The 25,745-nt window shown below is 71.0% G+C and carries 33 protein-coding genes; 12 read left to right on the top strand and 21 right to left on the bottom strand.

The genetic code is table 11. The annotated features are described in order from the left end of the window. Positions 1–244 precede the first annotated feature (244 nt). The 4 genes from J2S57_RS25470 to J2S57_RS25455 form a co-directional block, all read right to left on the bottom strand. Complete coding sequence (locus tag J2S57_RS25470; RefSeq protein WP_307247421.1) at positions 245–691, bottom strand: hypothetical protein; 447 nt, start codon at positions 689–691, stop codon at positions 245–247. 181 nt (positions 692–872) lie between these two features. Next, complete coding sequence (locus J2S57_RS25465; RefSeq protein ID WP_307247419.1) at positions 873–1,061, bottom strand: hypothetical protein; 189 nt, start codon at positions 1,059–1,061, stop codon at positions 873–875. After that, positions 1,058–1,381: a DUF7574 domain-containing protein gene (locus tag J2S57_RS25460; RefSeq protein ID WP_307247417.1), complete on the bottom strand. Its 324-nt coding sequence runs from the start codon at positions 1,379–1,381 to the stop codon at positions 1,058–1,060. The genes J2S57_RS25465 and J2S57_RS25460 overlap by 4 nt, the downstream gene beginning before the upstream one ends. 136 nt (positions 1,382–1,517) lie before the next feature. Then, the gene (locus J2S57_RS25455) at positions 1,518–1,778 is read right to left on the bottom strand and encodes a helix-turn-helix domain-containing protein (RefSeq protein WP_307247415.1); all 261 of its coding nucleotides are present in this window, start codon (positions 1,776–1,778) and stop codon (positions 1,518–1,520) included. Positions 1,779–1,999: 221 nt separating this feature from the next. Here J2S57_RS25455 and J2S57_RS25450 point away from each other — a divergent pair, with 221 nt between their 5' ends. Then, positions 2,000–2,449: a hypothetical protein gene (locus J2S57_RS25450; protein ID WP_307247413.1), complete on the top strand. Its 450-nt coding sequence runs from the start codon at positions 2,000–2,002 to the stop codon at positions 2,447–2,449. A 165-nt stretch (positions 2,450–2,614) separates the two neighbouring features. Here the strand turns inward: J2S57_RS25450 and J2S57_RS25445 are convergent, their stop codons facing one another. Then, complete coding sequence (locus tag J2S57_RS25445) at positions 2,615–2,776, bottom strand: hypothetical protein (RefSeq protein ID WP_307247411.1); 162 nt, start codon at positions 2,774–2,776, stop codon at positions 2,615–2,617. A gap of 46 nt (positions 2,777–2,822) precedes the next feature. Beyond that, positions 2,823–3,416, bottom strand: coding sequence for a TetR/AcrR family transcriptional regulator (locus tag J2S57_RS25440; protein WP_370882506.1), 594 nt, complete (start codon positions 3,414–3,416; stop codon positions 2,823–2,825). Here J2S57_RS25440 and J2S57_RS25435 point away from each other — a divergent pair. Beyond that, complete coding sequence (locus J2S57_RS25435; protein WP_307247406.1) at positions 3,410–4,237, top strand: NADPH-dependent F420 reductase; 828 nt, start codon at positions 3,410–3,412, stop codon at positions 4,235–4,237. The genes J2S57_RS25440 and J2S57_RS25435 overlap by 7 nt on opposite strands. A 28-nt stretch (positions 4,238–4,265) precedes the next feature. On the opposite strand, the gene J2S57_RS25430 is transcribed toward J2S57_RS25435, so the two are convergent. Then, positions 4,266–4,784: a GNAT family N-acetyltransferase gene (locus J2S57_RS25430; RefSeq protein WP_307247404.1), complete on the bottom strand. Its 519-nt coding sequence runs from the start codon at positions 4,782–4,784 to the stop codon at positions 4,266–4,268. Positions 4,785–4,831: 47 nt separating this feature from the next. Between J2S57_RS25430 and J2S57_RS25425 the strand changes: the two genes are divergently transcribed. After that, entirely contained in the window at positions 4,832–5,731 is a 900-nt protein-coding gene (locus J2S57_RS25425; protein WP_307247400.1) for an LLM class flavin-dependent oxidoreductase, read from the top strand. Between the two features lie 106 nt (positions 5,732–5,837). Then, positions 5,838–6,302, top strand: a complete 465-nt coding sequence (locus J2S57_RS25420) for a hypothetical protein (RefSeq protein ID WP_307247399.1) — start codon at positions 5,838–5,840, stop codon at positions 6,300–6,302. Positions 6,303–6,354: 52 nt separating this feature from the next. Here J2S57_RS25420 and J2S57_RS25415 read toward each other — a convergent pair whose 3' ends face one another. Beyond that, positions 6,355–6,873 (bottom strand): peptidoglycan-binding domain-containing protein, encoded by a 519-nt coding sequence (locus J2S57_RS25415; RefSeq protein ID WP_307247397.1) that lies wholly within the window; start codon positions 6,871–6,873, stop codon positions 6,355–6,357. Between the two features lie 305 nt (positions 6,874–7,178). Between J2S57_RS25415 and J2S57_RS25410 the strand changes: the two genes are divergently transcribed. Further along, complete coding sequence (locus tag J2S57_RS25410; protein WP_307247395.1) at positions 7,179–8,126, top strand: NADP-dependent oxidoreductase; 948 nt, start codon at positions 7,179–7,181, stop codon at positions 8,124–8,126. Positions 8,127–8,184: 58 nt separating this feature from the next. On the opposite strand, the gene J2S57_RS25405 is transcribed toward J2S57_RS25410, so the two are convergent. The 3 genes from J2S57_RS25405 to J2S57_RS25395 form a co-directional block, all read right to left on the bottom strand. Continuing rightward, the gene (locus J2S57_RS25405) at positions 8,185–8,631 is read right to left on the bottom strand and encodes a hypothetical protein (RefSeq protein WP_307247394.1); all 447 of its coding nucleotides are present in this window, start codon (positions 8,629–8,631) and stop codon (positions 8,185–8,187) included. A 99-nt stretch (positions 8,632–8,730) separates the two neighbouring features. After that, entirely contained in the window at positions 8,731–9,087 is a 357-nt protein-coding gene (locus J2S57_RS25400) for a hypothetical protein (protein ID WP_307247391.1), read from the bottom strand. Continuing rightward, positions 9,084–9,650, bottom strand: coding sequence for a SigE family RNA polymerase sigma factor (locus J2S57_RS25395; RefSeq protein WP_307247389.1), 567 nt, complete (start codon positions 9,648–9,650; stop codon positions 9,084–9,086). Before J2S57_RS25395 ends, J2S57_RS25400 begins: the two co-directional genes overlap by 4 nt. Before the next feature lie 92 nt (positions 9,651–9,742). Here J2S57_RS25395 and J2S57_RS25390 point away from each other — a divergent pair, with 92 nt between their 5' ends. Next, on the top strand, positions 9,743–10,168 hold the full coding sequence (locus tag J2S57_RS25390; protein ID WP_307247387.1) for a hypothetical protein: 426 nt from the start codon (positions 9,743–9,745) through the stop codon (positions 10,166–10,168). Positions 10,169–10,177: 9 nt separating this feature from the next. Here the strand turns inward: J2S57_RS25390 and J2S57_RS25385 are convergent, their stop codons facing one another. Then, complete coding sequence (locus J2S57_RS25385) at positions 10,178–11,092, bottom strand: DMT family transporter (protein WP_307247385.1); 915 nt, start codon at positions 11,090–11,092, stop codon at positions 10,178–10,180. Positions 11,093–11,355: 263 nt separating this feature from the next. On the opposite strand from J2S57_RS25385, the gene J2S57_RS25380 reads away from it, so the two are divergent. The 5 genes from J2S57_RS25380 to J2S57_RS25360 are packed head-to-tail and all read left to right on the top strand — an operon-like array spanning position 11,356 to position 16,513. After that, positions 11,356–11,808 carry a PT domain-containing protein gene (locus J2S57_RS25380; RefSeq protein WP_307247383.1) on the top strand — a complete coding sequence of 151 codons (453 nt, stop codon included), beginning with the start codon at positions 11,356–11,358 and terminating at the stop codon, positions 11,806–11,808. Beyond that, a complete protein-coding gene (locus J2S57_RS25375; protein WP_307247381.1) occupies positions 11,805–13,280 on the top strand; it encodes a PrsW family intramembrane metalloprotease in 1,476 nt (491 codons plus the stop codon). Before J2S57_RS25380 ends, J2S57_RS25375 begins: the two co-directional genes overlap by 4 nt. After that, positions 13,277–13,624, top strand: coding sequence for a hypothetical protein (locus J2S57_RS25370; RefSeq protein ID WP_307247380.1), 348 nt, complete (start codon positions 13,277–13,279; stop codon positions 13,622–13,624). Before J2S57_RS25375 ends, J2S57_RS25370 begins: the two co-directional genes overlap by 4 nt. Further along, positions 13,621–15,846 carry a hypothetical protein gene (locus tag J2S57_RS25365; RefSeq protein WP_307247378.1) on the top strand — a complete coding sequence of 742 codons (2,226 nt, stop codon included), beginning with the start codon at positions 13,621–13,623 and terminating at the stop codon, positions 15,844–15,846. The genes J2S57_RS25370 and J2S57_RS25365 overlap by 4 nt, the downstream gene beginning before the upstream one ends. A 52-nt stretch (positions 15,847–15,898) precedes the next feature. Continuing rightward, positions 15,899–16,513 carry a TetR/AcrR family transcriptional regulator gene (locus J2S57_RS25360; RefSeq protein WP_307247376.1) on the top strand — a complete coding sequence of 205 codons (615 nt, stop codon included), beginning with the start codon at positions 15,899–15,901 and terminating at the stop codon, positions 16,511–16,513. Between the two features lie 190 nt (positions 16,514–16,703). On the opposite strand, the gene J2S57_RS25355 is transcribed toward J2S57_RS25360, so the two are convergent. Together J2S57_RS25355 and J2S57_RS25350 are read right to left on the bottom strand one after the other, a co-directional pair. Then, positions 16,704–17,147, bottom strand: coding sequence for a nitroreductase/quinone reductase family protein (locus tag J2S57_RS25355; protein WP_307247374.1), 444 nt, complete (start codon positions 17,145–17,147; stop codon positions 16,704–16,706). After that, on the bottom strand, positions 17,144–17,917 hold the full coding sequence (locus tag J2S57_RS25350) for a glucose 1-dehydrogenase (protein ID WP_307247372.1): 774 nt from the start codon (positions 17,915–17,917) through the stop codon (positions 17,144–17,146). The genes J2S57_RS25355 and J2S57_RS25350 overlap by 4 nt, the downstream gene beginning before the upstream one ends. A 116-nt stretch (positions 17,918–18,033) precedes the next feature. Between J2S57_RS25350 and J2S57_RS25345 the strand changes: the two genes are divergently transcribed. Then, positions 18,034–18,669 carry a TetR/AcrR family transcriptional regulator gene (locus J2S57_RS25345; RefSeq protein WP_307247370.1) on the top strand — a complete coding sequence of 212 codons (636 nt, stop codon included), beginning with the start codon at positions 18,034–18,036 and terminating at the stop codon, positions 18,667–18,669. A 153-nt stretch (positions 18,670–18,822) separates the two neighbouring features. Here the strand turns inward: J2S57_RS25345 and J2S57_RS25340 are convergent, their stop codons facing one another. From J2S57_RS25340 to J2S57_RS25310, 7 genes are all read right to left on the bottom strand, one after another. Continuing rightward, positions 18,823–19,404: a dihydrofolate reductase family protein gene (locus tag J2S57_RS25340; protein ID WP_307247368.1), complete on the bottom strand. Its 582-nt coding sequence runs from the start codon at positions 19,402–19,404 to the stop codon at positions 18,823–18,825. 178 nt (positions 19,405–19,582) lie between these two features. Continuing rightward, positions 19,583–20,440: a phosphogluconate dehydrogenase C-terminal domain-containing protein gene (locus tag J2S57_RS25335; protein WP_307247366.1), complete on the bottom strand. Its 858-nt coding sequence runs from the start codon at positions 20,438–20,440 to the stop codon at positions 19,583–19,585. After that, complete coding sequence (locus tag J2S57_RS25330) at positions 20,437–21,246, bottom strand: sugar phosphate isomerase/epimerase family protein (protein ID WP_307247364.1); 810 nt, start codon at positions 21,244–21,246, stop codon at positions 20,437–20,439. The genes J2S57_RS25335 and J2S57_RS25330 overlap by 4 nt, the downstream gene beginning before the upstream one ends. Continuing rightward, positions 21,243–22,001 carry a triose-phosphate isomerase family protein gene (locus tag J2S57_RS25325; protein WP_307247361.1) on the bottom strand — a complete coding sequence of 253 codons (759 nt, stop codon included), beginning with the start codon at positions 21,999–22,001 and terminating at the stop codon, positions 21,243–21,245. The genes J2S57_RS25330 and J2S57_RS25325 overlap by 4 nt, the downstream gene beginning before the upstream one ends. Further along, positions 21,998–22,459, bottom strand: a complete 462-nt coding sequence (locus J2S57_RS25320) for a ribose-5-phosphate isomerase (protein WP_307247359.1) — start codon at positions 22,457–22,459, stop codon at positions 21,998–22,000. The genes J2S57_RS25325 and J2S57_RS25320 overlap by 4 nt, the downstream gene beginning before the upstream one ends. Positions 22,460–22,480: 21 nt before the next feature. After that, a complete protein-coding gene (locus tag J2S57_RS25315; protein WP_307247357.1) occupies positions 22,481–24,196 on the bottom strand; it encodes a dihydroxyacetone kinase family protein in 1,716 nt (571 codons plus the stop codon). 82 nt (positions 24,197–24,278) lie between these two features. Further along, the gene (locus tag J2S57_RS25310) at positions 24,279–25,661 is read right to left on the bottom strand and encodes an MFS transporter (protein WP_307247354.1); all 1,383 of its coding nucleotides are present in this window, start codon (positions 25,659–25,661) and stop codon (positions 24,279–24,281) included. Positions 25,662–25,745 lie beyond the last annotated feature (84 nt).

The following is a 25,745-nucleotide window of genomic DNA, read 5'->3' as shown; positions in this document are numbered from 1 at the left end:
GTCTCGATGGCCACCAGTCGTACCGGAAGGCCGTGACTGCACTTGGTTTCGGACGTGAGCGCCATGTCGGCGTGGAGCTGGCACAGGAGGCGGTCGGCGATCGTGCCGCAGTGTGCTTTCAGGATCGCGCTGTGGGTGGCTGCTTCGGGGCAGCGAACCCACTCCGCGCTCGGTCGGCGACGAGAACGCGCACCGCACGTCGACTTCCCGGCCAGGAGATCCACCGCCTCGAACGCTGTAGTCGTCACGCCGTCACCGCCGACGGGGACGGGAGGGGCTCGGGGAAGGTGAAGCGGGCGAGGAGAGCGTTCTTCAGGTCGGGGTAGCTGTCAATGTCCATGTCCTGGAACACGTCATCGAGCGCTTGCGACGTCTCGTCCTCCCACCTCTCGTGGTAGTCGTCGAAGATGTCCGGAAGCCCCAGAGCCCGCATGACCGTAAAGGAGGTGACGTGAACAGTGCTCGGGTCATGGATGAGGGCGATACGACCCCCGAGGCACGCGATGGTCCCGCACGCCCCAGGAGGCGGCAACTGCGCCGGGAGCCAACAAGAGTCGACGCCCCTCAGTTCCTTCACGTACTCAGGGGAGGTGGTGAATTGCTGCATCCAGAATTCCTCCGGATGGTCCGCGATGTGTTGCAGGGCAGCGCGGAGCAGCGGCCAGGCGTGGGCGGGGAACGGGATGGTCACCGGGTCCTCCCGGAGGTCGGCATCCGCACCAGGGCATACGCAAGGTGAGCCGTTCGGTCATTCCACGCCTGCCAGGACAACCCCTGGGTCTCCGTGTTCACATGCGCCCGCGACCAGGACTTCGCCACACCTCGTATGGCCCGCGCCTGCCGACGCTGGGCCCTCACCTGCTTGGCGGTCATCAGGCGGCCCCCTGCCCGTCGAACACGGCGTTCATGACGGCGTCGCGGTCGGCCTCGGCCTCGGCCGGCGTCAGCGTCTTGATCTCGCGGCGGTCAGCGAGACGCTCGAACGGGTCGGCGCCCGCTGCGTCGGCGGCCGGCACGTGGTCGGGGTGGTGGCGACCGATGTAGCGGCTGAAGATGCTCATCGAAGGCTCGCCACCTTCGACAGAAGGTCGGCCGCGTCGATCAGTGACCCACCTGAGTAGGTCTCACGTTCGGCGGCCACGTCGGCGATGTGTTTGAGGATCTCGTGCCGAGTGGCCTTCGTGAGGTCGGCGATCCCCTTGTAGTCCTCGAATGGGGACGGGCATGAGCAGCCCGAGTCGTCGGCGTAGAAGAGATCGCCGCTCTCCTTGTGTCGCCAGACCACGGTCAGGTCGAAGCTGTAGTCCGCCTCGCCCCACTGGGCCTCGCCGATCATTTCGAGCCCGAGCTTCTCGGGGGACGAGTAAGCGTTGTCGAACATCGGTTACCTTTCGTTCGTTCGGGTCGCGGCCTCGGGCTTGCAGGCGGTGGGGCCGCGATCTGGATGGGTGCGGCGTGTCGGCCGCAACTTTTCGACCGTGGATCGGGCTTGCATGAGTGCCTTATGGACTTGCGTACTAGTCCACTTCAGGCGCAGGTGTCCCGTCGATGAAAACGTCGGCCAGGGCTAGATACGGCGGTCCAAGTACGTCCAGGAGCCGCACCGCGAAACTCTCGGAGCAATCCCGGTGGCCGCCCAGCACCTGCGTCACCGATGACGTGGCCACGCCAAGGCGCTCGGCGATGTCCTGGTGGCGCAAGGGACCCAGAGGCCTGCCCTTCGCGCGCTCGTTGATGAGGGCTTTCGGGTCGACGTCTTCCCGGATTCGGTATCCCACTCTCACCTCCCCATTGGGCTTGTGCGGTGTCCCTACCGTAGCCCAGGGCAGCCCGTAGGGCAATACGGCGGGAAGGGTCGGCGCGTCGAGTGTGCGCAGGTCAGCGGCGGAATTGGCGATCGGCGGCGGAATTCCGCGCTACTTTGCGGGCGGGACGGCGTGGTGATCCGCAGGGTTTGCGGCACTTGCCTTCGGATGATGTCGACAGGGAAGATTCGGGCATGGCGGACAGGGCGAAGAAAACCGATCAACTCGGGCCGGGCGTGTTTGGTACATGGCTACAGACCGAACTCGACGCCCTCAACCGCCCCGGCCCCGGCCAAAAGCTCCCCGGCGACCGCGGCGTCATGTGGCTCGTCCGCACCCTCACCGACCCCGTTACCGGCGGCCACCCTGCCAAAGCCACCGTCTCCGGCTGGCTGGCCAGCAAGCCCTCCGACCCTCTCAAACCCCCGAGCGTCCGAGCCATTGCCGCGCTGTTTAACGTCCCGCGTCGCTTCGTGCGGGAGCTCGTGGCCCAGGACCTCGGTGATGCTGACGACGATGAGGTCCGCGAGTGGCCCCACTTCCTTCCCGTCGAGGCGCGCCGGCTCTCGGCGGACGGACGCGCGTTCGTCCGGGATGCCGCCCGGTTCGCATGCACCGCAGAAGGCCTGATCGCGAAGAGCTAAAGTAGGATCAGAGCAGTAGCGGGGCCCGGTAGGACATCTACCGGGCCCTTCGCGTATTCAGGGCACGGGCAGGGCGCAACCGAGTCGGTCCCGGGTGGGCTACAGCGGGGGTCTAGCGGGTGTCAAACGTGCTGGTGACACCGGCGCTTGTGGCACCAGTGCAGGTCAGGAGCGCAGCTCGATGTTGTCGGCCATCATCGCGAGCGCGCCGCCGACGAGGTAGGTGCGCACGTCCGGAACCCTGAGGGCGGCGAACCTCGGCGCCGGGGCCGACGGTGGTGCGGGTGGCAGCGCGGGCGGTACCGCGGGTGTTTCGCCGCTGCACATCAGGTCTCGTTCCTCGATTCGGTTCGGTTCGGTACGGCCCGTCGGCTCAGCCCCGGGCCCGCACCCCGTCCAGGGCCATGGCCAGTACCCGCTCCCGCTGGGCCTCCTCCACGTAGTCGGCGCCGCTGATGCCCCGGATCAGGAACAGGACGTCGTCGAACGTGGCGTCACCGCGGGCCTGGCCGGCATCCTGGGCCCGCTGCAGCAGGGGGCGGCCCGCGTCGTGGATCAGCTGCCGGGCGGCGACGAACATCGGGTCCTGGTGGTTGAGGGCGTCGAAGATCGCCTTCTTGGTGGTGGCGTAGCGCACGAACTGCCGGAGCCAGGCGGCCAGGGCCTCCCACGGTTCCTGGTCGTGCAGGTCGGCCGCCGCCCGGGCGAGCGCCTCGACCTCGTCGAGGTAGACGGTCTCGAACAGGTCCTGGCGGGTGGGGAAGTTGCGGTAGAGCGTGGCGATGTTGACACCGGCCCGCCGGGCGATCTGCTCCAGGGACGCCGCGGCACCGTCCCGGGCGAACACCTCGCGGGCGGCGTCCACCAGCGCGTCGAAGTTCCTGCGGGCGTCCGCCCGCTGGGGGCGTCGCACCGCCACGCGCGGCCCGGGGGTGCTCGTGGGCGTCTGCGGGTCGGCCGGTGTCATCTCACGTCCCGTCCGGTCGCCGGCGTCGTCGGTTGACAAGCGCAGGGACCCCTTCGTTAAAGTCAAGGCATGCCTGCGGATATTCGCAGGTTCCCCTTCACTTTAACCGGAGGGGCCGGTTCCCCCATCGCCAGGAGCTCCCTGTGACCACTCTCGGATTCATCGGCACGGGCAAGGTCGGCGCCGCACTGGCCCGCCTGGCCGTCGGCGCCGGCCACGACGTCGTCCTCGCCAACCGCCGCGGCCCCGCCACCCTCCAGGACCTGGTGGAGGAGCTCGGTCCCCGGGCCCGTGCCGCCACGGTGCCGGAGGCCGCCCGGGCCGGCGAGATCGTCGTCGTGGCCGTCCCTCTCACCTCCTACCCGGAGCTCCCGGTCGAGGCGCTGCGGGGCAAGGTCGTCATCGACACGTCCAACCACAAGCCCGGCGAGCACACCGGCCACCTGCCCGCCGTCGATCAGGGACTGACCACACCGTACGAGGTCATGCAGCACCACCTGCCGCAGTCCTTCGTGGTGAAGGCCTTCAGCAACATGTTCTTCCGGCACCTGGCCGCGCTCGCCCGTCCCGCCGGGGCCGCGGACCGCAGCGCACTGCCCGTCGCCGGTGACGACCCCTCGGCCCGGGCCAGGGTCGGCGAGCTGCTGAACACCCTGGGCTACGACCCGCTCGACGCCGGGCCCCTCGTGGAGAGCCGCCGGTTCGCCGCCTTCGGCACCCCGGCGAACCAGGCCTACCTCGACCCGGAGGGCCTGTTCGCGGCACCCGGCCGCCCCGCCCCGGCGACGCGGGTCGCCGAACTGCTCCGGCGCGTCCCCTGATCTCCGGTCTTTCCCGCCGGGGCCGCCGTCAGACCCGCGACCACTCGAAGAAGCGCCAGTGCTGCTGCAGCGGGCCCGGGATCTCCGAGCCCTGGTAGGCGTCGCGCTCGACGAAACCGCGCCGCCGGTACAGACGCTGGGCCTCCACCATGAAGTTGCAGCTGTCCAGGCGCACGGTGTGCGCCCCCAGCTGGTCCTGCGCCTCCAGCAGCAGACGGTCGAGCAGCGCCGAGCCCAGCCGCCGCCCCTGCAACGACGCCCGGACGTACATGCGCTTCACCTCCACGACCCCCGGCTCGAGGGTGCGCAGCGCGCCCGTGCCGACCAGCTCGTCCCCCTGCTCGAGAACCAGGAGAACCCCGCCGGGCGCCGCGAACTTGGCCACGGTGGAGGCCGATTCGGCGGCGTCCGGGACCGGGAGGACGACCTCGAACTCGTCCCACAGCCGCCCCGTGGCCCAGGTCAGGTACTCGATGTTGAGCCGCGTCAGCTGCTCGAGGTCTTCGGGCAGGCGGGCCGGGCGGAGCGTGGGGGCGATCGTTTCCATGCCGGACATTCTGACGAACGGCCCCGCCCGCGCCCTACAGTGGGGGCATGACCCGCCCGTGCCGGATCGGCGTGCAGCTGCCCGAGGTCGAACGAGCCGTCGCCTGGCCGGAGCTGTTCGCCATGGCCCGCGCGGTCGAGGCGGTCGGCCTGGACTCGCTCTGGCTGGGCGACCACCTCCTCTACGACGACCTGCCCGGCGGCGTCACCCGCGGCCCCTGGGAGGTCTGGACGTCACTGGCCGCGATCGCCGCCGTCACCGAGCGGGTCGAGATCGGGCCACTGGTGGCCTCGACCAGCTTTCACGCCCCGGCGATGCTGGCCAAGCAGGCCGCCACCGTCGACGCGATCTCCGGCGGCCGGCTCGTGCTGGGGCTGGGCGCCGGCTGGAACGAGCGCGAGTACCGGGCCTTCGGCTTCCCGTTCGACCGGCGCGTCTCCCGCTTCGCCGAGGCGTTCACCATCATCCGCACCCTGCTCAGCGAGGGGCGCGTCGACTTCCACGGCGAGTTCTACGACGTCGACGACTGCGTGCTCGACCCGGGCCCGGTGCGGCCCGGCGGCGTGCCGCTCATGCTCGGCTCCACCGGCCCGCGCATGCTCGGGATCGGACTGCCGCACGTGGCGTCGTGGAACGCCTGGTGGAGCCAGTACGGCAACACCCCCGAGGGTTTCGCCACCCTGAAGCGACGCGTCGACGCGCTGGGGCACCCGGCCGAGGCCACCGCGGCGGTGCTCGTGGCGTTCCCCGGCGGGCAGGGCCGGGTGATGGGCGACAGCGACTACCGTTCCCCCGTGCGGCCGGTGCAGGGAACGCCGGAGCAGATCGCCGGGCACCTCGCGGCGATGGCCGGGGCCGGGGCCACCCACCTGCAGCTGGTGCTCGACCCGATCACCCAGGAGAGCATCGAGAAACTCGGCGACGTGCTCGCGATCCTCGACCGCTGAAATCGAGAAACTCGGCGACGTCCTCGCGATCCTCGACCGCTGAATTCGCCCGGGTGGGTGCGCCACGGCCTCCCACCCGGCCTGCTCGGTGCCTACGGTCGAAGACATGAGCGACGCTGACGAGATCGCAGAGCTGCACACCCGCTGGGTCTTCGGGTGGGAACGCAACCCCGGTGACGACCCCTTCGACTTTCCCGGTACTTTCGGCGACCTCTACGACTTCGCCGGCCAGAACGTCCGCCTGTACGACGACTTCGATCCCCGGCGCCGGGTGGCGACGACGGCCGCGGAGTACGGCGCCAACTTCACCCCGGCCTTCGACGCGATGACCTCCGCTCACCACCTGGTCGAGAGCGGCCCGGACGTCCTCACCGGAACCGGCCTGGCCGCGTCCACCCTGGTCTTCCTCGCCCGGATCACCACGCCGCAGGCGGTGACCGACATCCGGACCACGTCGTCGCTGGTGTGGCGGCGCACCGAGGTGGGCTGGCGGATCGTGCGGGAGCACAACTCCACCGACGTGCTCGAGGCGGGGACGCTGGACGGGCGGGTCGGCTCGCGGGGTGCCTGACCACGGGCAACGGCCCGGCCTCCCCACGAGGCCGGGCCGTTGCGTCACCCGGTCAGCCGCAGAACGACGCGCTCGTGTACGACGCCTTGTACGAGGAGCTTCCGAGCTCGTAGTAGCCCGAGCTGTCGCGCGAGAGATTCTGGACGTCCCGCACGCTGCCGTCGTAACGGATCTCGGTGCCGGACCAGAACAGGTAGTTGTCGGCCTTGCCAAAGGTCAGAGGACCCACCTCGCCGTCGTTGTCCAGGCCGTGATCGTTCTGCCACCGCTGCGTCGCCGCCTTGGTGGTGGCCCCGAACCAGCAGTCGATCTGGCTGGTCGAGGTCAGGTACCCGTCTGCGTAAAGCACCGCCTGCCAGAGCCCTACGGCATTGCTGTGGTTGCGTAGCGTCGAGGAGATCGTTCCCTCGTCACCCCAGTCGTCGGTGATCACCCCGGCCCCGGCGATGTAGCCCTGCGCCACCGACGCCTGGGCCGGCGACCCCACGCCCACCACCCCCGCGGCCAGCGCCAGTGCGGCGCCACTCACGACGACGCGTCGCATCCATGCGCCCAGCACGATCTTTCCCACGCTTCCTCCACTGCTCGGGTGGAACACCGCTAGTGCACGAAAAGGAACATAAAGTAAGAATCGGGCCGAGTCCAGGTTGCCAGGTCATCCGGCCGGAGCGACCCGCCGCGCGACGGCGAACCCGCGTCGTGCACCGCAAAAGCATTCGTGGGGAGACGAACTCCTGCCATATCCCTCGTCACCGAGCGCCGGGGACACCGCACCCGGGCCACCTCCGGCCAGGAGCGACAGAACTGGCCCGAAAATTATGGACGTTGGCTCGCCGTTCGTGGCGGCCTCACCGTCCCGGCTTCCAGACTGGGGACATGAACACCGACAACGCCACGATGCTCGCCGCCACCCAGACCGCCCTCGGCGATCCCGACGTGCTCAGGATCGCCGAGCACCCGCGCCCCGAGCCCGGTTTCAGCGAGATCGTCGTCCGCGTGCACGCCGCCGGCGTGAACCCCACCGACTGGAAGCACCGCGCCGGCGCGGCCGGCCGCCTCGTGCCGGTCCTGGGCTGGGACGTCTCCGGCGTCGTGGAACAGGTGGCCCCGGGCGTGACCCTGTTCGCGCCCGGCGACGAGGTTTTCGGCATGCTCCCCTACCCGCACGGGGCCGGCGCGTACGCCCAGTTCGCCAGGGCCACCGCCCGCGCCTTCACCCACAAGCCCGCGAACCTCGACCACGTGCAGGCCGCCGCGCTGCCCCTGGCCGGGCTCACCGCGTACCAGGCCCTCGTCGACACCGCCGACGTGCAGCCCGGCCAGCGGGTGCTGATCCACGCGGCCGCCGGCGGAGTCGGTCATCTCGCCGTCCAGATCGCCAAGGCCCGCGGCGCCCACGTCATCGGGACGGCCAGCACCCCCAAGCACGACCTGCTGCGCGAACTCGGCGCGGACGAGCTGATCGACTACCGCACCACCGATTTCACCGAGGTGGTCAAGGACGTCGACGTGGTCGTGGACACCCTGGCCGGCCCGGTCCGCACCCGGTCGCTGCAGGTGATGCGTCCCGGCGGGACGCTGGTCTCGATCCTGTCGTGGGGTGACGAGGGCGACGCGGCCCTGGCGGCCGAGCGGGGCATCCGGATCCGGCCGCTGCTGGTCGAGGCCGACCAGGGCGGCATGCGGGCACTGGCGGACCTGGCCGCCCGGGGCGAGCTGCGCGCGCACATCGACGCGACGTTCCCGCTGTCCGAGGTGGCCAAGGCCCACGCGCACGGCGAGACCGACCGGACGACGGGCAAGATCGTGCTCGTCGTGCCCTGACCGGCCGGGGCGCACGATGCCGGCTCCGCCCCGCGCAACGGGGCAGAGCCGGCTCCGATCAGCGCGAGGACGTACCGGACTCCACCGGTTCCGCCGACTCGTCACCGGCGGTGCACTCGGCTGTGTCGCCCGGACCGGCCTCGGGCAGCTCCACGGCCTCTTCCCCGAGCACGAGATCACCTGACTCGAGGGAGCTTTCGACCGGGGCCCCGGCCCGGGTACCGGCCGGGACCGACAGCTCACCGGGGATCAGGACGGCCGCCGGGTCACAGCCGGCCTCCGCCGGCGCGTCGCCCGGCACCGAATCGCCCAGCACCGAATCGCCCAGCACCGAATCGCCCAGCACCGCCGTGGCCGGCACCGACTCGGCCGAGGCCGCCGCCAGACGCTGCGGTCCCGAATCCGCCGGCCCGGAACCGGAGCTCGCGACCGCGACGCCCGCCGCGGCCAGCACCAGCCCGGCGGCGGTGACGATCGCCGCGCCGGCAACCCTGCTGCGTGACATGTGTCCTCCTGAGGTGACCGCCCGGGGAGCCGGGGGTTCCGGCCCACTCGTTCCGCGCGTCCCTCTCTTGACACCTCGAGACCCCCCTCAGGTTGTGCGTCACGGTTCCTCGCAACCCGCGGAAGCGCTCAGGGCCTCGGGAGCATCGGGGATCTCGGTGAACGGGACGGTGTCGGCCGGGACCCCCTCCTCACCCAGCACCATGCTCCCGGTCGGGCACGGCTGACCGGCCGGGCTCACGCCGGACCCGGGCGACCGGAACACCAGCGGGACCGCGAGCACCAGCACCACGATGGCCACGGCCACCGCGATCGGGACCCCGACCGCCGACCAGGAGCGACGCGTCCTCGTGCGTTCCATGCCCCGGTACAACCGTCCCTCACCCCCCGGACGCGGCACGATGCCGGACAGATCCGTCTCCAGAGCCGCCCGCAGGCGGTCCTCGTCGTCACTCATGAGCTCTCCTGAACGGTCGGGCGCAGGACCGCGCGCAACTTCGCCAGCCCTCGCGAGGCATAGCCCTTGATCGACCCCGCCCGCAGGCCCAGCGCCTCGGCCGTCTCCTTCTCCGACAGGTCGAGGTAGTAACGCAGCAGCACCGTCTCGCGCTCGCGGCGGGGCAGACCGGAGATCGCCACCAGCAGCGGCGTGGCCAGCTGTTCGTGCAGGGCGGTGTCCTCGGCGCTGGCCTCGTGGGAGTGACGCAGCGCCGCAAGACGTTCCACCACCGACCGCCGGCGCAGCCGGTTGCGGGCCGTGTTCACCACGCTGCGCCGCAGATAGCGCACGGCCTCGTCCTTGTCGCGGATCTGCTGCCAGTTCGCGTAGACGGCCAGGAACGCGTCCTGGACCACGTCCTCGGCGGTGGCGGTGTCCCGGACGAGCACGGCGGCGACCCGCACCATCTGCAGCTGGTGCTGCTGGAAGAGCGCGCCGACGGCGGCCCGGCGGTCGGCCGGCGACAGGGACGCCGGCCCCGCCCAGCGAGGGGGGTCCGGCGAGTCGGACAAGAGGGTCACACCGCTATGACACCCGAGGGGCCGGAAAGGTTGTGCGGTCGGAGCTGGCAGACTGGGCGCGCCGCGAACGGCCCCACGAATCGAGGAACTTGGTGTCAGACGACCTGCGAGCCCCACTCCGCTGGATTCTCGGCGTCGAGGGAGCTCCCGAGCCCGGGCCGGGCGACCGCGAGCCGGAGGCGCTCGCCCGGCTCAGCGCGGCCGCCTTCGCCGTGGCGGTCGAGCTGCGCTTCGGTGAGCAGGTCACGCCCGAGCAGGCCCGGGAGTTCGTGGCCCACATCAGCGAGATCTACCTCAAACCCGGCTCCCTCGACCCGGAGCTGGCCGAGCAGATCATCCTCAACGTGTACGACGAGGTCGAGGCGCTGGACGAGGTGCCCCTCGAGAAGACCGTCGAGGCGCAGAACCTGATCGCCTCCGCCACGGTGCAGGACATGGGTTTCACCGAGGACGCCCTCGACCGGTTCATGGACGACGTGGTGGACCTGATCGTCAGTCTCGAGGACGAGGACTTCTGACGTTCGGCGTCATCGGCAGGCGCCGCTCACCAGGGCGCGCGGCGCATCGGGCGTTTCGCCGGTACCGTCGCGGGGCGGAGCAGGCGCGGCGGTTCGCAGGAGCAGAACGGCGGACGCGCTGATCGCCAACCCGAGCAGGGTCACCGGCCGCAAGGGCTGGCCGAACATCGGCACCGCCCACAGCGCGGTCGCGGCGGGCGTCAGGTAGAGCAGGGTGCTGGCCCGGGCGCTGCCGTCGCGCTCGGTCACGAGGTAGTAGAACCCGAAGCCGCCGATACCGACGGCCGCGGCCCACGCCACCGCCACCCAGAAGCCCGGTGTCGACGGCGGCGCGAGTGTGCCCGAGACCCCGGTGAACAGGCCGAAAGTGCTTGCGGTGAAGAGGGACTGCATGCCCAGGGTCTGCAGCACCGGCGGTGAGGGCCAGCGTTGCTGCAGCAGGGTGCCGGCCGTCAGCGAGAGCATCGCGAACAGCGGCAGCAGCAGGGCCACGGCGCTGACGCCCGAGCGCAGGTCGCCCGCGGCGGTGATGGCCACGCCCGTCGTGCCCAGCGCCAGCCCGGCCGCGTGACTCGCCCGAAGACGCTGCCCGCTCAGTCCGACGGCGACCGCCAGCACCAGGGCCGGTTGCAGCGAGGCGATGAGCGCGGAGGTTCCGGCCGGGATCCCGGCGGCCGCGCCCCAGAACACGCCACCGAGGTAGACGCACTGGCACAGCACCGCGATCACGGCCTGCCGCAACCATTCCCGGCGCCCCTGAACCCGCACCGCCCGCAGCGTCCAGGGCGCCAGCACCAGCGCGTTGACGATGAACCGCCAGGCCAGCACCGTGTCCGGGCCGGCGTGACGGGCCCCGAGCTCGGCCCCGATGAATCCCGCGCTCCAGACCACGACCAGGGCGGTGCCCCGCAGCTGACTGTTCATCCCGCCATGGAAACACACCGGTCGGTATACTCGCAGTGCACTTGACCCCACCCGGCCGGCGCCGAGGCACGAACGGGCGACGGGCGATCGTCGGGCACCGACGCGTCCACCATGAAAACCGGCAGAACACAACGTGGAACACCCGAGGTGCCCCGCGCGCAACCCCCGTTGATCAAAACGTTGCCGGTGACAACTGGTGGCAGATCATGACGAATGGGTACAGTTGCCGCCACATCGCCGGGGGGCATGGGGACAGGGGAATCATGGATCGTGACGACGACACGGCTGCGCCTGACAAGACGGCTGCGCCCGACGAGCGGCGCGAGCCCGGGGGCACTGATCCGCAACGGCTCGTGCTCATCGGCGGGGGCATCGGCGCGGGTCTGTTCGTGCTGTCGCTGCTGGTCGGGTTCGCCTGGTACACCCAGCCCGAACTCCCCGACCTGCCGGTCCCGAGTCTGCCCACCGGGCTCCCGACGGAGCTGCCGACCGGACTGCCGACCGGGCTGCCGACGGAACTGCCCAGCGGCCTTCCGAGCAACCTGCCGACAGAGCTCCCCACCGACATTCCCACCGAGCTCCCGACCGACCTCCCGACAGACTTCCCCACGGACTTCCCGACCGACTTCTCCACCGAGCTCCCGACCGGCTTCCCGGAACTCCCGGACATGCCTGAGCTACCTGACCTTTCGAACCTGTCCGGGGGTGACTCATGAGCGTCGCGGAGCAGGTCGACCGCGCGCAGCTGCGCGCACTGTTCATCGCCCGCCTGATGGTCGGGTTCTACCTGCTGGAGATCCTGCTCAACCTGGTGCGCCCGCGCCTGGTCGACCACGAGCCCTCGCTGACCGTGCTGGCCCCGGTGCCCGAGGGCGGTTCCGGCGACGCCCAGCGCCTGTTCCACCTTCCGCAGCTGGTGTTCTGGGCCGTGCTCGTCGCGCTCGGCATCGGGCTGGTGCTGCAGTTCGTCGCGATGCGCCACCCGGCCGGCAGCCGTCAGGCGATCGTGCTGACCCGCGCCGCCCTGGTCGCGCTGCTCGGGCCGTTCGCGCTGATCCCCCTGACGATCGTGGGCCAGTGGCTGCCGATCGCCCTGCTCTGCGTGCCCACCACCGTCGCGGCGCTGCTGCTGATCAACGGCCTGCAGCAGTACACACGTCTGCCGTGGCCGGTGCTGGTCTCCGCGTTCGCCTGGGGTGCGCTCGTGGTCTGGGGTTTCGCGCGGGCCTGCAGCTCCATGGCCTACGGCACCGTGACCGCCTACCTGGGGCAGGATCTCGCCGAGCAGACCGCCAACCTCGACCTGGCCGGGCTGGTCAGTGACCAGTTCACGGTGCTGAACGTCGTGATCCTGCACCTGACCGTGCTCACGCCGCTGGCCGCGGCCGGGGGCGTGGCCGTGCTGCTGATCCTGCTGCGCCGCCAGGTGATCGACGTGGTCACCGGGCTGGCGATCGGCGCGGCCACGGGGCTGGGCGTCACGCTGGTCGAGAGTGTGCTGTTCATCAAGCTGTGGGGTTCGCTGTCGAGCTTCTTCACCGGGGCCACGGGCGGTTTCGAGTTCTGGGTGCGGCAGGTCGTCACCCTGCTGACCGGTCCGGTGACGTTCTTCGCGCTGCTCGGGGCCGGGCTGGCGGTGGCGTTCGAGCTCGAGGACCGGCGGCGGGCACGGCTTCTCGCGGCCGCCTCGATCATGGCGGCCGTGGGCGCGAACGTGGCCAACGAGCTCGTCACCGGCTGGCTCTCGCACCTGCTGCGCCCGCATCTGGCCGTCGGCGGCGCCTTCGACACCCTGATCGTCTCCCCCGGCATCCTGCTGCTGGTCGAGGCCCCGTTCGTGGTGCTGGTCGGGTTGCTGCTGCGGTCGGGACTGAGGACGCGGGCGGTCCGGGCCCGCGCGGCCCTCACCACCGAGATGGGCAGCGGTTCGGGGGCGGTCACCCCGGCGGACGTCGTGGTGCTCACCGACCCCGCGACCCGGGCCTGGGTGACTGTGGGCGCGGCCCGTCGTCAGGGCCCGGCCGGTGTGCGGGCGCTGCGCCGTCTGCACCGGGCGCAGCTCGATCTGGGTACGTGGCACTGGGTTTCGGGATCCCGGAACCCGGAGCCCGAAGACGTGGCGGAACGGGAGCGGTTGCGGGCCCGGGTGCTCGCGCTGCGCAGCGGGACGGTGGAGGCCCAGTCATGACGTCGATCCTCTTCGGCCGCCGGGGTGCGGTCACCGCGATCCGGGCCGCCGGGATCCTCGCGATCATCGTGGTCGGCCAGCTGCTCTCGGCGCACCCGGCCTCGGCGTGCGACGTCGGCATCGGGTACAAGCCGACGATCAGTTTCAGTCTCGCGGACGGTCTGGGCAGCCCGGGCGTCTGTTCCACCGGCACGTCACTGACCGGGGTGGCGATCCTGGCCGTGCTCGCCGTGGCGCTGGCCGCGGCCGTGCTGAAGAAACTGGTGGACCGCGGGGCCCGCACCGAGCTGGCGGCGGACGAGTACCTGGACTCGGTCGGGATCCCGCCGACCGGGAAGCCGTGACCCACCGCGCGCTGCTCGGGCTGGTCGCCGGGGTGCTCGGGGCTGCGCTCCTGGCCCCACCCGCGCAGGCCGCGCCGTTCGCCCAGGCCCCGCACGTCCTCCCGGCCGGTGCGCCCGCCCCTTCACCCACCAGCCCCGGCCTGTCGGCCGACGAGCTGGCCGAGGTCGAGGACATGATGAAAAGCCCGCTGTGGCAGGCCGTCATCGATCAGTGGGCCCGCTTCGGCGACTTCAGCTCGTCGATGAACCCGGCCACCGCCGTCTTCGAGGTGCCGCTGGTCGCCGGTGCCGGGTCGGGCACCTCCCTCTCCCCCGAGGCACTGGCCAATCTCCTCGACGACGACCGGGGGGCCCGGTTGCGCACCGAGCGCAACCTGAACGCCTGGACCCACGTCTACGACGCCGGCAGCAACCCGGCGCTCTTCGCGGAGGTCTACGGGGCGAACCCGCCCACCGACCGCAGGCTGGTGCTGGTCTCGGCGATGAACTTCACCAAACCGAGCTCCGCCGCGGGTGAGACGCCCAACCTGCACGGTGAGCAGGCGGTCCGGTACCGCATCCAGCTGGCCGTGCTCGAGGGCCTGCTCGCCCGGGAGAAGGCGACGAAGGTGCAGCAGGACCTGGGCCGGGCCGACGCGATCGCCCAGGACGTCTGGGACGACCAGCTCGCCGTCGCCACGCCCCGGGAGCCCTGCCCGAGCCGCTGCCGCAAGATCATCCCGAAGAAGGTCTACGCCCAGAACCGGGTGCTGTCGTTCGCGCCCTACGAGACGAAGACCAACAAGAAGGAATCGGCCCAGATCGTCGCCCGCAAGAAGGGCAAGATGGTCGCGATCCGCAAGGTGCAGCGGGCGACGGCCTCGGCGCAGGGCAAGCAGGCGGCAGCCCAGCACACCGGCGCCCTGACGACCGCGACCGGGCAGAGCCCGCCCGCCTGCCAGACCCCGGCGGGTGCGCTGTCGGGCGGCGGCGGCGTGCTGGCGCTGGCCCTGACGGCCGGCTGCGGCGAGAGCCCGCTGATGGACGCCCTGGCCTCACCGTCCGAATCCGCGCTCGGAGGCATCGATTTCACCAGCCTGCAGATGCGCTACCTGTCCGACAGCCCGGGCTCGGGCGGGCTGCGGTACTCGTTCTCCGGGCAGGAGCTCACGTCCGGCTACCAGAGCGACGACCTGGCCACCGGGGCCGTCGCCACCGCGGCCGACGACCTGCGCACCTGGATCGCGCTGACCCCCGAGAAATTCTGGGTGAACCTGAACCCGAACGAGCCCGAGCGCATCGTGGACGCCGACCTGGGCCGCACCAACGCCGGAAAGGTCATGCTGGAGGCGGACTTCGAGATGAAGCGCACCGAGGGCGCGCTGCTCGACCCGGACACCCGCACCGGCGCGGCGTACTGGCGGGAGCTGGAGCGCATCGGCAGCACCTGCTCGACCTCACGGGCCTGGATCACGCCGGGCAGGGTCGAGGTGCGGGCCGACGGCGACTCGCTGTACGTGCTGCGCGCCGAGCTCGACGTGAAGACGGCCCCGGTCGACCTGCCCGACTCCGACGTCGACGCCTGCCCGAACGAGTCCGACGCCGTGGTCAAGGCCAAGGACGACCTCGAACGCCGGCTGATCCTGCCCGAGATCGTCAAGGCGGTGAACACCGCGCCCCAGTACGCGGCCGTGCGGCGGCTGTTCGTCACGCGGGTGATCGCGCAGTGGATCCGCGACCGGCACGCCGAGGGCAGGCCCACCTCGTTCGACGACGTGCTCGACTCCGGCGACCTCGGGCTGGCCCCGCTGACCTCGGGCTGGAAGCCGCTGGACGTGTTCGACGACTACGTGAAGGCCTTCCGCAGCAAGGAGTTCACGTACACGACGACCACGACCGAGGGCGGTGAGCGTTACCGGCACACCTACGTCACCGGCGGAGTCGACCTGACCACGCTGAAGCTGACCGGCATCAGCGCCGAGCAGATGGCCCAGGAGCACGCCGACCTGCCCGGCGCCGTGGCCTCGTCGCTCGAGCGGCTGACCACCTCGGCCGACGGCAGCACCTGGCTGGGTGGTTCGGTGCCGCTGCCCGAGCGGAACCTGACGCAACGGCTGTCGGACGCGTTCAGGGGCGTCACCGGCAGCCGCCTGGGCACGCTGCTGCTGGTGCTGGGCGGGCTGGCCGTGCTGGTGCTGGGCTTCCGGGGCGGGTCCCGGCGGCGCGGCCGTCCCGCCACCTGAGGTAGACAGGTCGGTATACTGACGGTCCGGCCATCGCCCAGGGAGAACCGCCGTGCTGTCCATCGCCACACTGTCCGACACCACCCCGGCCCCTCTCCTGCCCGCGATGCAGCCGCTGCCACCCCTGACCAACGCCGGCACCCGGCTGCTGGACGCGGCGAGCGACCTGTTCTACGAGCGCGGGGTGCGGGCGGTGGGTGTCGACCTGATCGCCGAGACCGCGGGCACGACGAAGAAGACCCTGTACGACCGCTTCGGCTCCAAGGACGCCCTCGTCGCCCTGTACCTCCTGCAACGGGCCCACCGGTGGCGCGCGTTCCTGCTCGAGCGCCTCGACGACGAGAACCCGGGTGCCCTGCAGGTCTTCGACGTGCTCGAGGCCTGGATGGGCACGCAGCGCCGGGGGTGCGCGTTCGTCAACGCGCACGCCGAACTGGGCAACACCGACCACCCGGCGCTGCCCGTGATCCACGCCGAGAAGGCCTGGATGCGAGCGCTCTTCGACCACCTCACCGGTGATCCGGCCCGCGGCGCCCACCTGCACCTGCTCTACGAGGGCACCCTGGTGCTGCACACGGCCGGGGCGAGCACGACGGCGATCGATGACGCGCGGCACGCCGCCCGCACGCTGCTCACCTCGGGGGATGCGCCGGGCGCCGGGCGATAGTGCCACCCGCGAACCCCGCAGCCTCCGGCCCCCTCGTCAACCGTGACGAGCGGGGTCATTTCCTGCGGCGGCGTCATGAGCACTCCTCCCCCGAGCGGGCCGGCATCCCGGTGTTCACCCCGGGTCTGCGGCGCGACGAGATGACCGAGCGGGCGCACCTGGCCGGCCTGGTCGCCCGCCGCGCCGTGCGCTACCCGGTCGCCGGTCCGAAGGTGACACGCATCAGCCGGCTTCCGGCCCAGTCCTCCAGGCGGGTGGGCCGGATGGTGCCGGGGTCGTGCGGCTGGTTCAGGTCGGCCACGATGTGGGTGAGCACGGCCTGGCGCTCGTGCGGATCGGTCACGGTCTCGGCGCGGGCGGGCAGGTCCGCGTGCACCCCGTTCTTCAGGTGGACGACGAAGTCCGGGTGCGCGAGGAGGTTCGCGTGCCAGTCCGTCGCTCCCCCACCGGCACCGCTGCACAGGTAGGTGTTACCCAGCGCGCGGTAGAAGAAGATCTCGATCCGGCGGGGGCGGCCCGTGCGGCGGCCGGTGGTGGTGATGTCGATGATCCGCTCCCGGGTGCCGGCGGCGGGGGTGATCTCGATGGCCCGCCGCACCGGTTCGGGCAGGTCGGCCGGCAACGGGGTGCTCACTGGTGCTGCAGGGCCGGCCCCAGCTGCAGCCCGCCGTCGATCACGTATTCCGCACCGGTGATGAAGGACGCGTCGGCGGACGCCAGGAACAACAGGAGCCGCGTGACGTCGGCCGGCTCCCCCAGCCTCGGGACGGCGAACGGGGCGGGCGAGAAGAAGTCGGCGATCGGGGCGGCGGCACCCGCGGCCGGCTCGTTGATGAAGGCCGTCGCGATCACCCCGGGGTGAATCGCGTTGACCCGGATGCGGTCTCGGCCCAGTTCGAGCGCGGCCGTCCGCGTCAGCCCGCGTACCGCCCACTTGCTCGCGACGTAGGGCGCGTACAGGGCCGTGCCTCCCAGGCCCATGGTCGAGGCGATGTTGACGACCGCCCCACCGCCGGCCCGGCGCAGCGCCGGGGTCGCCGCCTTGATGCCGAGGAAGGTCCCCGTCAGGTTGATGTCGAGGATCCGCGCCCAGGTGGAGGCGTCCGTGTTCTCGATGGGCACCGGCGGGTTCTGCACCCCGGCGTTGTTCACCAGGACGCCGAGAGAGCCGAACGACTCCTCGGCCACCGAAACCGCCGATTCCCAGGACTTCTCGTCGGTGACGTCGAGCCGCACGAACCGGGCCCGGTCGCCTAGTTCGTCGGCCAGCGCCGCACCGCGCACGGCGTCGACGTCGCCGATCACCACGTTCGCCCCCTCGGCGTGGAAAGCGCGCACGTGGCTGGCCCCCTGCCCGCCACTGCCTCCGGTGACGAGCACGGTCTGTCGGATGAAGCGGGTCATGAAGGGTCCTCCGGTCGGGATGTTCCAAGTGGCGAGTCGGACGACTCACCACTGACTGGGACGCTAGACCACCCCGCAGAGGCGAGTCAAGCCACTCACCTCGCTACCATGAGGGGATGAGCCCCGACCTGCCCAGCTACCACCAGCGCGTCGCCGAGGAGAAGCGCTCGCAGATCCTGGAGGCGGCCACCGCGCTGTTCCTGGAACTGGGCTACGACCGCACGTCGCTGGCGCGCATCGCCGAGCGCTCCGGGGTCTCGCGGGCCACGCTCTTCAAGCAGTTCCCCACCAAGGCGGCCCTGTTCGACGCCATGATCACCACGTCCTGGTCACCGGCCGACGAGAGCGCGCCCCCGCCCGCGGGCGACCTGAGCGGCGGCCTCACCACGATCGGCGTCCGCTACGCCGAGCTGCTCGGCCGCCGCGAGCTGGCCGACCTGTTCCGCATTGTCATCGCCGAGCTGCCGCGCTTCCCCGAACTGGCGGGCGCGCAGTTCTCGCACGGCAAGCTGCCCTACTTCGCGGCCGTCCGCGACTACTTCCTCGCCGAGCACGCCGCCGGCACGGCCCGGGTCGACGACGCCGACCTGGCCGCCACCCAGTTCCTGGGCATGATCTCGAACTACCTGTTCTGGCCCCGGCTCCTGATCCCCGGCTGGAGTGTCACTCCCGAACGGGTGACGGAGGTGGTGGACGAGGCGGTGCGCACGGCCACCGCGCGGTACGCGGCCGGCGGCCGGCGAGAAACCTGAGGGCGGACGCGCGGTCTCACCTCTGGTCGCGGCCCGGCGGGTTCCGGGTGGCCGGGCGGGTGTGGTCGTGACCCGGCCCCCGAGGCCGGCGATCGTGGCGTGGTCAGGCCGGGCCGGGCGGACCGGGCCGCCGGAGCACAGAGGTGGCCGGGCTCAGCGGCGCACCGGGTACCGCAGGTGGAGCACACGCTGCCCCTGGATCACCGCGTCCGGGTCGCCCAGCCGGTGCTGCGCGTCGACCGCCCCGAAGAAGTGCTTGCCCGAACCGAACACGACGGGGACGACATCCATGCGCACCTCGTCGACCAGGCCCGCGGCCAGCACCTGACCCCCGACGTCACCGGCCGAGACCTCGACGATGCGCTCACCCGCCAGTTCCTGCGCCCGGGCCACGGCCGCCCGAACGCCGTCGACGAAGTGGAACGGCGCCCCGGGGTCCCAGCCACCGGGCGGCGGCCGGTGCGTCACGACGACCACGTGATCGATGCCGCTGGGGGGCTTGCCGTCCCAGCCGCCGGTCAGGTCGAAGACGTGGCGCCCGGCGATCGTCACCCCGATCCGGTCCCAGTACGGACGGGTCCAGTCGTAGGACGCCTGCGACACCTTCAGCTGGCCGCTCGCGTCGAGCGGGACGTCACCACTGACCAGCCACTCGAACAGGGGCCCGGGCTGGTCGTTCTCGTCGGCGACGAAACCGTCGACCGACACCGACGCGTACAGGACGACCTTGCCCACGGGTTCTCCTTCGCGTCGAGTGCCCCCAACCTAGCGGGACACGCACCGCCGTTCCGGGGAAACTCGCCAAAGGCCGAGGGCCTTCCTCCCGGTCGGGGAAGGAAGGCCCTCGGTCGTGCCAGGCCGGCTGTGCAGTGCAGACGGCCCGTTCTGGGGGATGGAGCGGATCAGCCGCCGATCAGCGGTGGATGTGGTCCAGGTGCAGCATCTGCTTGAGCACGTTGTCCAGCTCGGTGTCGTCGAAGATGCTCTTCCAGTCGTCCTTGATGAGCTTCTCACGACCGTAGTCCATCGCGATGAGGCACGCGTCGGAGAACGGGTTGTCGCCCCGCAGGCCGTTGGCCAGGGCGACCTGCACGTGACCCATGAGCATGGCGCGGGCGGCGGGCTCGGGCACACCGACCTTGTTGACGGTCTCGAGCAGCGCCTCGTTGAGCAGGTCACCGATCATGCAGGCGACGACCTCGACCAGGGTGGGCTCGAGGTAGGCCAGCTGCTTGACGGTCACCCAGTGCACGTCCAGCACCGGGGCGTACATGAGCTTGATGACCTCTTCGGCGATGGCCTGCTTCTCGGCGTCGCCGGACTCGATCGCGGCGACGACGTCCTGGGCGGCGGCGATGCCACCGAAGGTGTCGTCGAGCTCGGCCTGGGTCTTGCGCTGCAGGAACACCGACGGGTGGCACGGGTGGGCCACGACGTACTCGATGTCGTCACGGCGGAAGAGCAGGTTCGCGTACGCGGCGGCCGGGTCGAGCGTCAGCACGACGGTGCCCGGGTTGACCTGCGGCACGATCTCGGCCGAGACCGGGCCGAGCGCGATGTCGGGGACCGACAGGATGACGACGTCGGCGTTCTTGACGGCGTCCGCGGCCTCGGACAGCTCACGGCCGGCCTCGAGGGTGCGCGCCTTACCGGCCTCGCCGTTCTCGACGTAGAACACGGTGTGGCTGCTGCGCTGCAGGTTGTTGGAGACCCGCATGCCCATCTTGCCACCGGCGCCGATGACGGCGATGGTCAGCTGCTTGTCGCTCATTTCGCGTAACTCCTCAGGGTTTCCAGATTTTTAGAGGTCCAGGCGTCTTCGAGCGCGATGGTCGTGGCGCTGTCTCCCTGCCACGGCACCCAGTGCTCGATGATCTGGTTGATGTTCTTCTCGGCCGGGCCGACGGCGGCGATCATGCCGTGGTAGTCCAGCTGCCCCTCACCCAGCGGGCAGGAGGCCAGGGTGAAGCCGACCCAGCCGTCACGACGGCTGAACGAGAAGTCCTTCACGTGAATGTTCTTCACCAGGGGCGCGGTGCGGCGCACCACGTCGGCCGGGTGCTCGAGGGCGGCCACGCAGTTGGCCGGGTCCAGGCAGATGCCGAGGTTCGGCGAGCCGACCGCGGTCACGATGTCGACGAGGACAGAGGAGGACACCTGCTCGTACGTCTCCAGAGCGAGAGTGACACCCACCGCCTCGTACCCGACCACCGCGTCCTTAAGCATCTGTTCCGCTTCGGAAGCAGTGGGACGCGAGGTGGCCGTGTAGAGCATGCTGCGCACCAGGGTCACGTCCAGCGCCTGCGCCAGGCGCAGGTACAGCGCCAGGTGCTCGGGGGTGACCCCGCGGGTGCCGAGCTCGAACGTGACACCCTTCGAGTCACCGTACGCCTTGAGGATTCTCAGTTCCTCGTCGGTGTACGACTCGATCAGCGGGTAGTCGCAGATCTGCAGCAGGGTGGCACCCAGCGCGGCGGTCTTGTCGATCATGCCGGTGAGCGTGATCGGCTCGGCCACGGTCTCCGCGTGCCACTGCCAGAAGAACGAGTAGGTGCTCAGGCCGATCGTCGTGCTCATGCTGCCAGCCCTTCGTCCAGTACGGCCTTCAGTGCCTGCGGGTCGTGCGCGAAACGGCCCAGGAACACGCCGTCCACGCTGCCGCCGAGCCGCGAGTACAGACCCGGGCCGGCGCTGCCGCCGTAGATCACGTTGCTGTCGGGGTGCCCGGGACGCTTGGCGATCGCCTCGCGCAGGGCCGCGCAGACGGCCGAGATGTGCCCGTCCCCGGCCGGTTCCGCGGCGCCGATCGCCCAGATCGGCTCGTAGGCCACGACGACGTTGCCGCCCAGACCCCGCCGGTCGCTGGTCTGCAGGGCGCTGACCAGCTGACGCACGCACTCGGCGGCGGCCTCCTCGGCCGAAACCGGCTCGGGCTCACCGATGCACAGCACCGGCACCAGGCCGTTGCGCAGCGCGGCCGCGGTCTTCGCGGCGACGACGTTCTCGTCCTCACCGTACAGACGGCGCCGTTCGGCGTGACCCACCTCGACGTACAGGGCTCCGGCCTCGCGCAGCACCGGACCGCCGACCTCGCCGGTGAACGCACCGGAGTCGGCCTCGGCCAGGTTCTGCGCGCCGACCGCGATCGGCGTGCCGCGGAAGATCTCCCGCGCCGCCGGCACCGCCGGGAAGGTCGGGGCGATGAACAGCCGCGTCGAGCCGTCCTGCAGCACCGGGTGGTCACCGCAGGTGGCGGCCACGTCCCGGCACCAGCGCAGCGTCTGGTCGTAGCCCATGTACATCTTGAGGCTCACGCCGAAGGTCCGGCTCATTTGGCGTTGGCGTCCTCGTAGGCGCTGATCCGGCTGACCTTGCCGGCGGAGGCCGAGGAGTCGTCGAACGTGTAGGTCAGCCACTCCTTGGCGAGGCGGCGGGCCAGCTCCAGGCCGACCACGCGCTGGCCGAAGGTCAGCACCTGCGCGTTGTTGCTCAGGATCGAGCGCTCCACCGAGAAGCTGTCGTGCGCGGTGACGGCGCGGATGCCGGGAACCTTGTTGGCCGCGATGGCCACGCCCAGACCGGTGCCGCACACCAGCAGCGCGCGGTCGGCCTGGCCCGAGGCGATGAGCTGACCGGCGGCGATGGCCACGTCCGGGTACGGCTCGTCGCGGCTCTCGGCCACGTCGACGACCGAGTCGACCAGGCCGCTGGCCAGCAGATCGGCCTTCAGGGCTTCCTTGTAGTCGAAACCGGCCTCGTCGGCGCCGACCACGATGCGGAGCTTGCTCATTGCGGGATCCACCTAACTTCTTTACTGGGTGAGGGTGGTGTGAACGGTGCGGGCGACCAGGCTGAGCGAGACCGCACCGGCGTCGGGGGTGCCGAGACTGCGCTCGGCGTGGGTGCGGGCGCGACCGGCCTTGGGGATCAGGTGGCTGGTGCCCTCGGCGGCCTTCTCGCCGGCCTCGGCGGCGGCACCGGCGGCCTCCAGACCGGAAGCACCGGAAACAGCTGCCGCACTGAAGGTCTCGTCGAGCGGGATGAGCACGTCGACCAGCGTCTTGTCACCGATCTGCGCGCCCCCGGTCTCGGTGATGCCCTCGCGGGCGGCGTGCAGGGCCTCGGCCAGGGTGATCGTGTCGGGCACGTCGATGTCGCCGATGCGCATGCCGATGCGGCGCAGGGCCAGCCCCCACAGCGCCCCGGAGGTACCCCCGGCGCGGTCGGCCCAGGCGTCGGCGGCAGTGGTGAGCACCGAGCCGGCACCCGCCCCGGCCGCGTAGGCCTCGCGTCCGGCGGCCGCGGCCGCGCGGATCCCGCGCTGCATGCCGATGCCGTGGTCGCCGTCCCCGGCGATCGCGTCGATGCGGCCCAGCTCGTCGACATTGGTGTCGATGGTGTTCTCGACCGCGTTCAGGAGATCGACGAGAACCGCGGCTGCTTCGCGGGACTCGTCGGTGGTGGGGGCGATCTCCTCGACATCCTCAGAGGCCGTCACCAACGAGCGACGAGGACCCGAGACCACGGAACCCCGCCGGAACGCCGGGCTGTCGGCGGGCGCGAGCCACAGTTCCTCCAGCTCGGCGTCCAGCCAGGCGAGGGTCAGCGAGACCCCGGCCATGTCGAAACTGGTGCACAGCTCGCCCACCTCGGGGCCGACGGCGGTGATGCCGGCCTCCTCGAGCAGCTGCGCCACCTTGCGGTAGGTCACGAAGAGCTCTTCGTGCTTGACCGTGCCGAGGCCGTTGAGCAGCACCGCGGCCCGGCCACCGCGGGCCGTCACACCCTCGGGCAGCTCGGCCAGCAGCTTCTCCACCAGGATCCGGGCGAGGCCGTCGGCGCTGGGCAGCTCGACCTCTTCCAGACCCGGCTCACCGTGGATGCCCAGCCCGACCGCCATGCGGCCCTCCGGCACGGTGAACAGCGGCTCGGACGCCCCGGGCAGCGTGCACCCGGAGAACGCGACGCCGATGGTGCGGGTGAGGTCGTTGGCCCGCTGGGCCAGGGCCGTGACCTGGTCGAGGTCGTGGCCCTTCGCGGCGGCGGCCCCGGCGATCTTGAAGACCACCAGGTCGCCCGCGATGCCGCGGCGCTTGTGGCGCTCGGCGACGGGGGCGCTGGCGATGTCGTCCGTGACCCGGACCGTCCGCACGGCGATCCCGTTGCCCTGCAGGCGTTCCGTCGCCGCGTCGAAGTTCAGGCAGTCACCGGCGTAGTTGCCGTAGCTGAGCAGGATGCCCCCGCCCCGCTCGGCCGCCCGGCCGACGCTGTGCACCTGCTGCGCCGACGGTGACGCGAACACGTTGCCGAGAACGGCACCGTCGGCCAGACCCGGGCCCACCAGTCCCGCGAACGCGGGGTAGTGACCCGACCCGCCACCGATGACCACGGCGACCTGGCCGGCCGGGGCCTCGGTGGCGCGAACGACGCCCCCGGGCACGGCGCACACCCGGTCGGCGTGAGCGGCGACGAAGCCCTCGGTCATCTCGTCGGCGAAGGCCGCCGGATCGTTGACCAAGCGAGTCATGACAGTTTTCCTCCGGAGTTACAGCTGATTCAGGACGCCGGTGGCCGGCACCGGCCGTGCGTGGCGTTGCGGGCCCGGGGCCTCAGTGCCCGGCCTGGACCGGGACGCGCTCGGCGGGGTCGACCCGGCCGCTGCGGGCCAGGCCCAGCATCGTCAGGCAGGACAGGAGCATCGCGGCGCCGACGACGAACATCGCCAGCTTCAGGTCGCCGTCGTTCGCGTCCCGGATCCAGCCGGTGACGTAGGGGGCGGCGAAACCGGCCAGGTTGCCCCAGGTGTTGATCAGGGCGATACCGGCCGCGGCGGCGGCACCGGTGAGGAACTGCGTGGGCAGCGTCCAGAAGTTCGGCAGCGCCGCGAAGATCGAGCAGGCCGTGACGGCGATGCAGGCGATCGTCAGCGCCGGCGAACCGGCGAACAGGGCCAGCGGCACGCTCACGGCGCCGGTGAAGGCGGGAACCGCGATGTGGTACGTCTTCAGGCCGTTCCTGGTGACGTGCTGCGAGACCAGGTAGAGCACGATCGCGGCGGGCACGTACGGGATGGCCGTGATCAGGCCCTTCTGCACCAGGCCGAACGAGGTGTCGTACTGCTCGGCGAAGTCACCGATGATCGTCGGCAGGAAGAACGCGAGCGTGTACAGGCCGTAGATGAAGCCGAAGTAGATGACGGCCAGGGCCCACACGCGGGGCGTGGTGAACGCCGTCTTCAGGGCGGCCAGACCGTGGCCGGACTCCTTGGTCGAGTCGGCGCCGGCCTTGTCCTTGGCCTCGGCGGCGAGCTCGCTGGTCAGCCACTCGCGCTCGGCCGGGGTCAGCCACTTGACCTTGTTCGGGTCGTCGACCAGGTAGAACCAGGCCACGACACCCATGATCACCGCGGGCAGACCGACCATGAGGAACATGAAGCGCCAGCCCTCGAGGCCGAAGAAGGCCCCGTCGTGCGTCATCAGCCAGCCGGCCAGCGGGGCGCCGATGATGCTGGTGAGCGGCTGGGCCAGGTAGAACAGGCCGAGCGTGCGGGCGCGGTAACGGGCCGGCACCCACAGGCTCAGGTACAGGATCGCGCCGGGGAAGAACCCGGCCTCGGCGATACCGAGGGCGAACCGCAGCCACGAGAGCTGGGCGTAGGAGTTCACCCAGGTGAACAGCACCGCGACGATGCCCCACGTGATCATGATCCGGGCCAGCCAGACCCGGGCGCCGAACTTGTGCAGGGCCATGTTGCTGGGGACTTCCAGCAGGATGTACCCGACGAAGAAGATCCCGGACGCGAATCCGTACTGCGCGGCCGTCAGGCCCAGGTCGGCTTCCATGCCGTTGGGGCCGGCGAAGCCGATCGCGGACCGGTCCAGGTAGTTGATGAAGAACATCACGGCGACGAACGGCACGAGCCGGACCGTGACCTTCTTGATGGCCGACTTGGCCACGTCGCTTTGCGACTGATCGGAAGACGTCGTCGTCATCGAGCCTCTCCTATGAGGGCGCAGGGGGCGGGCATCTGCGGACTTGGCACATCGTGGTGCTGTCCGGTCCACCTGTCAACCGGT

Origin of the sequence: Kineosporia succinea (genome assembly GCF_030811555.1) — a bacterium.
GTDB lineage: Bacteria > Actinomycetota > Actinomycetes > Actinomycetales > Kineosporiaceae > Kineosporia > Kineosporia succinea.
This window is presented reverse-complemented; position numbering and strand designations above follow the sequence as displayed.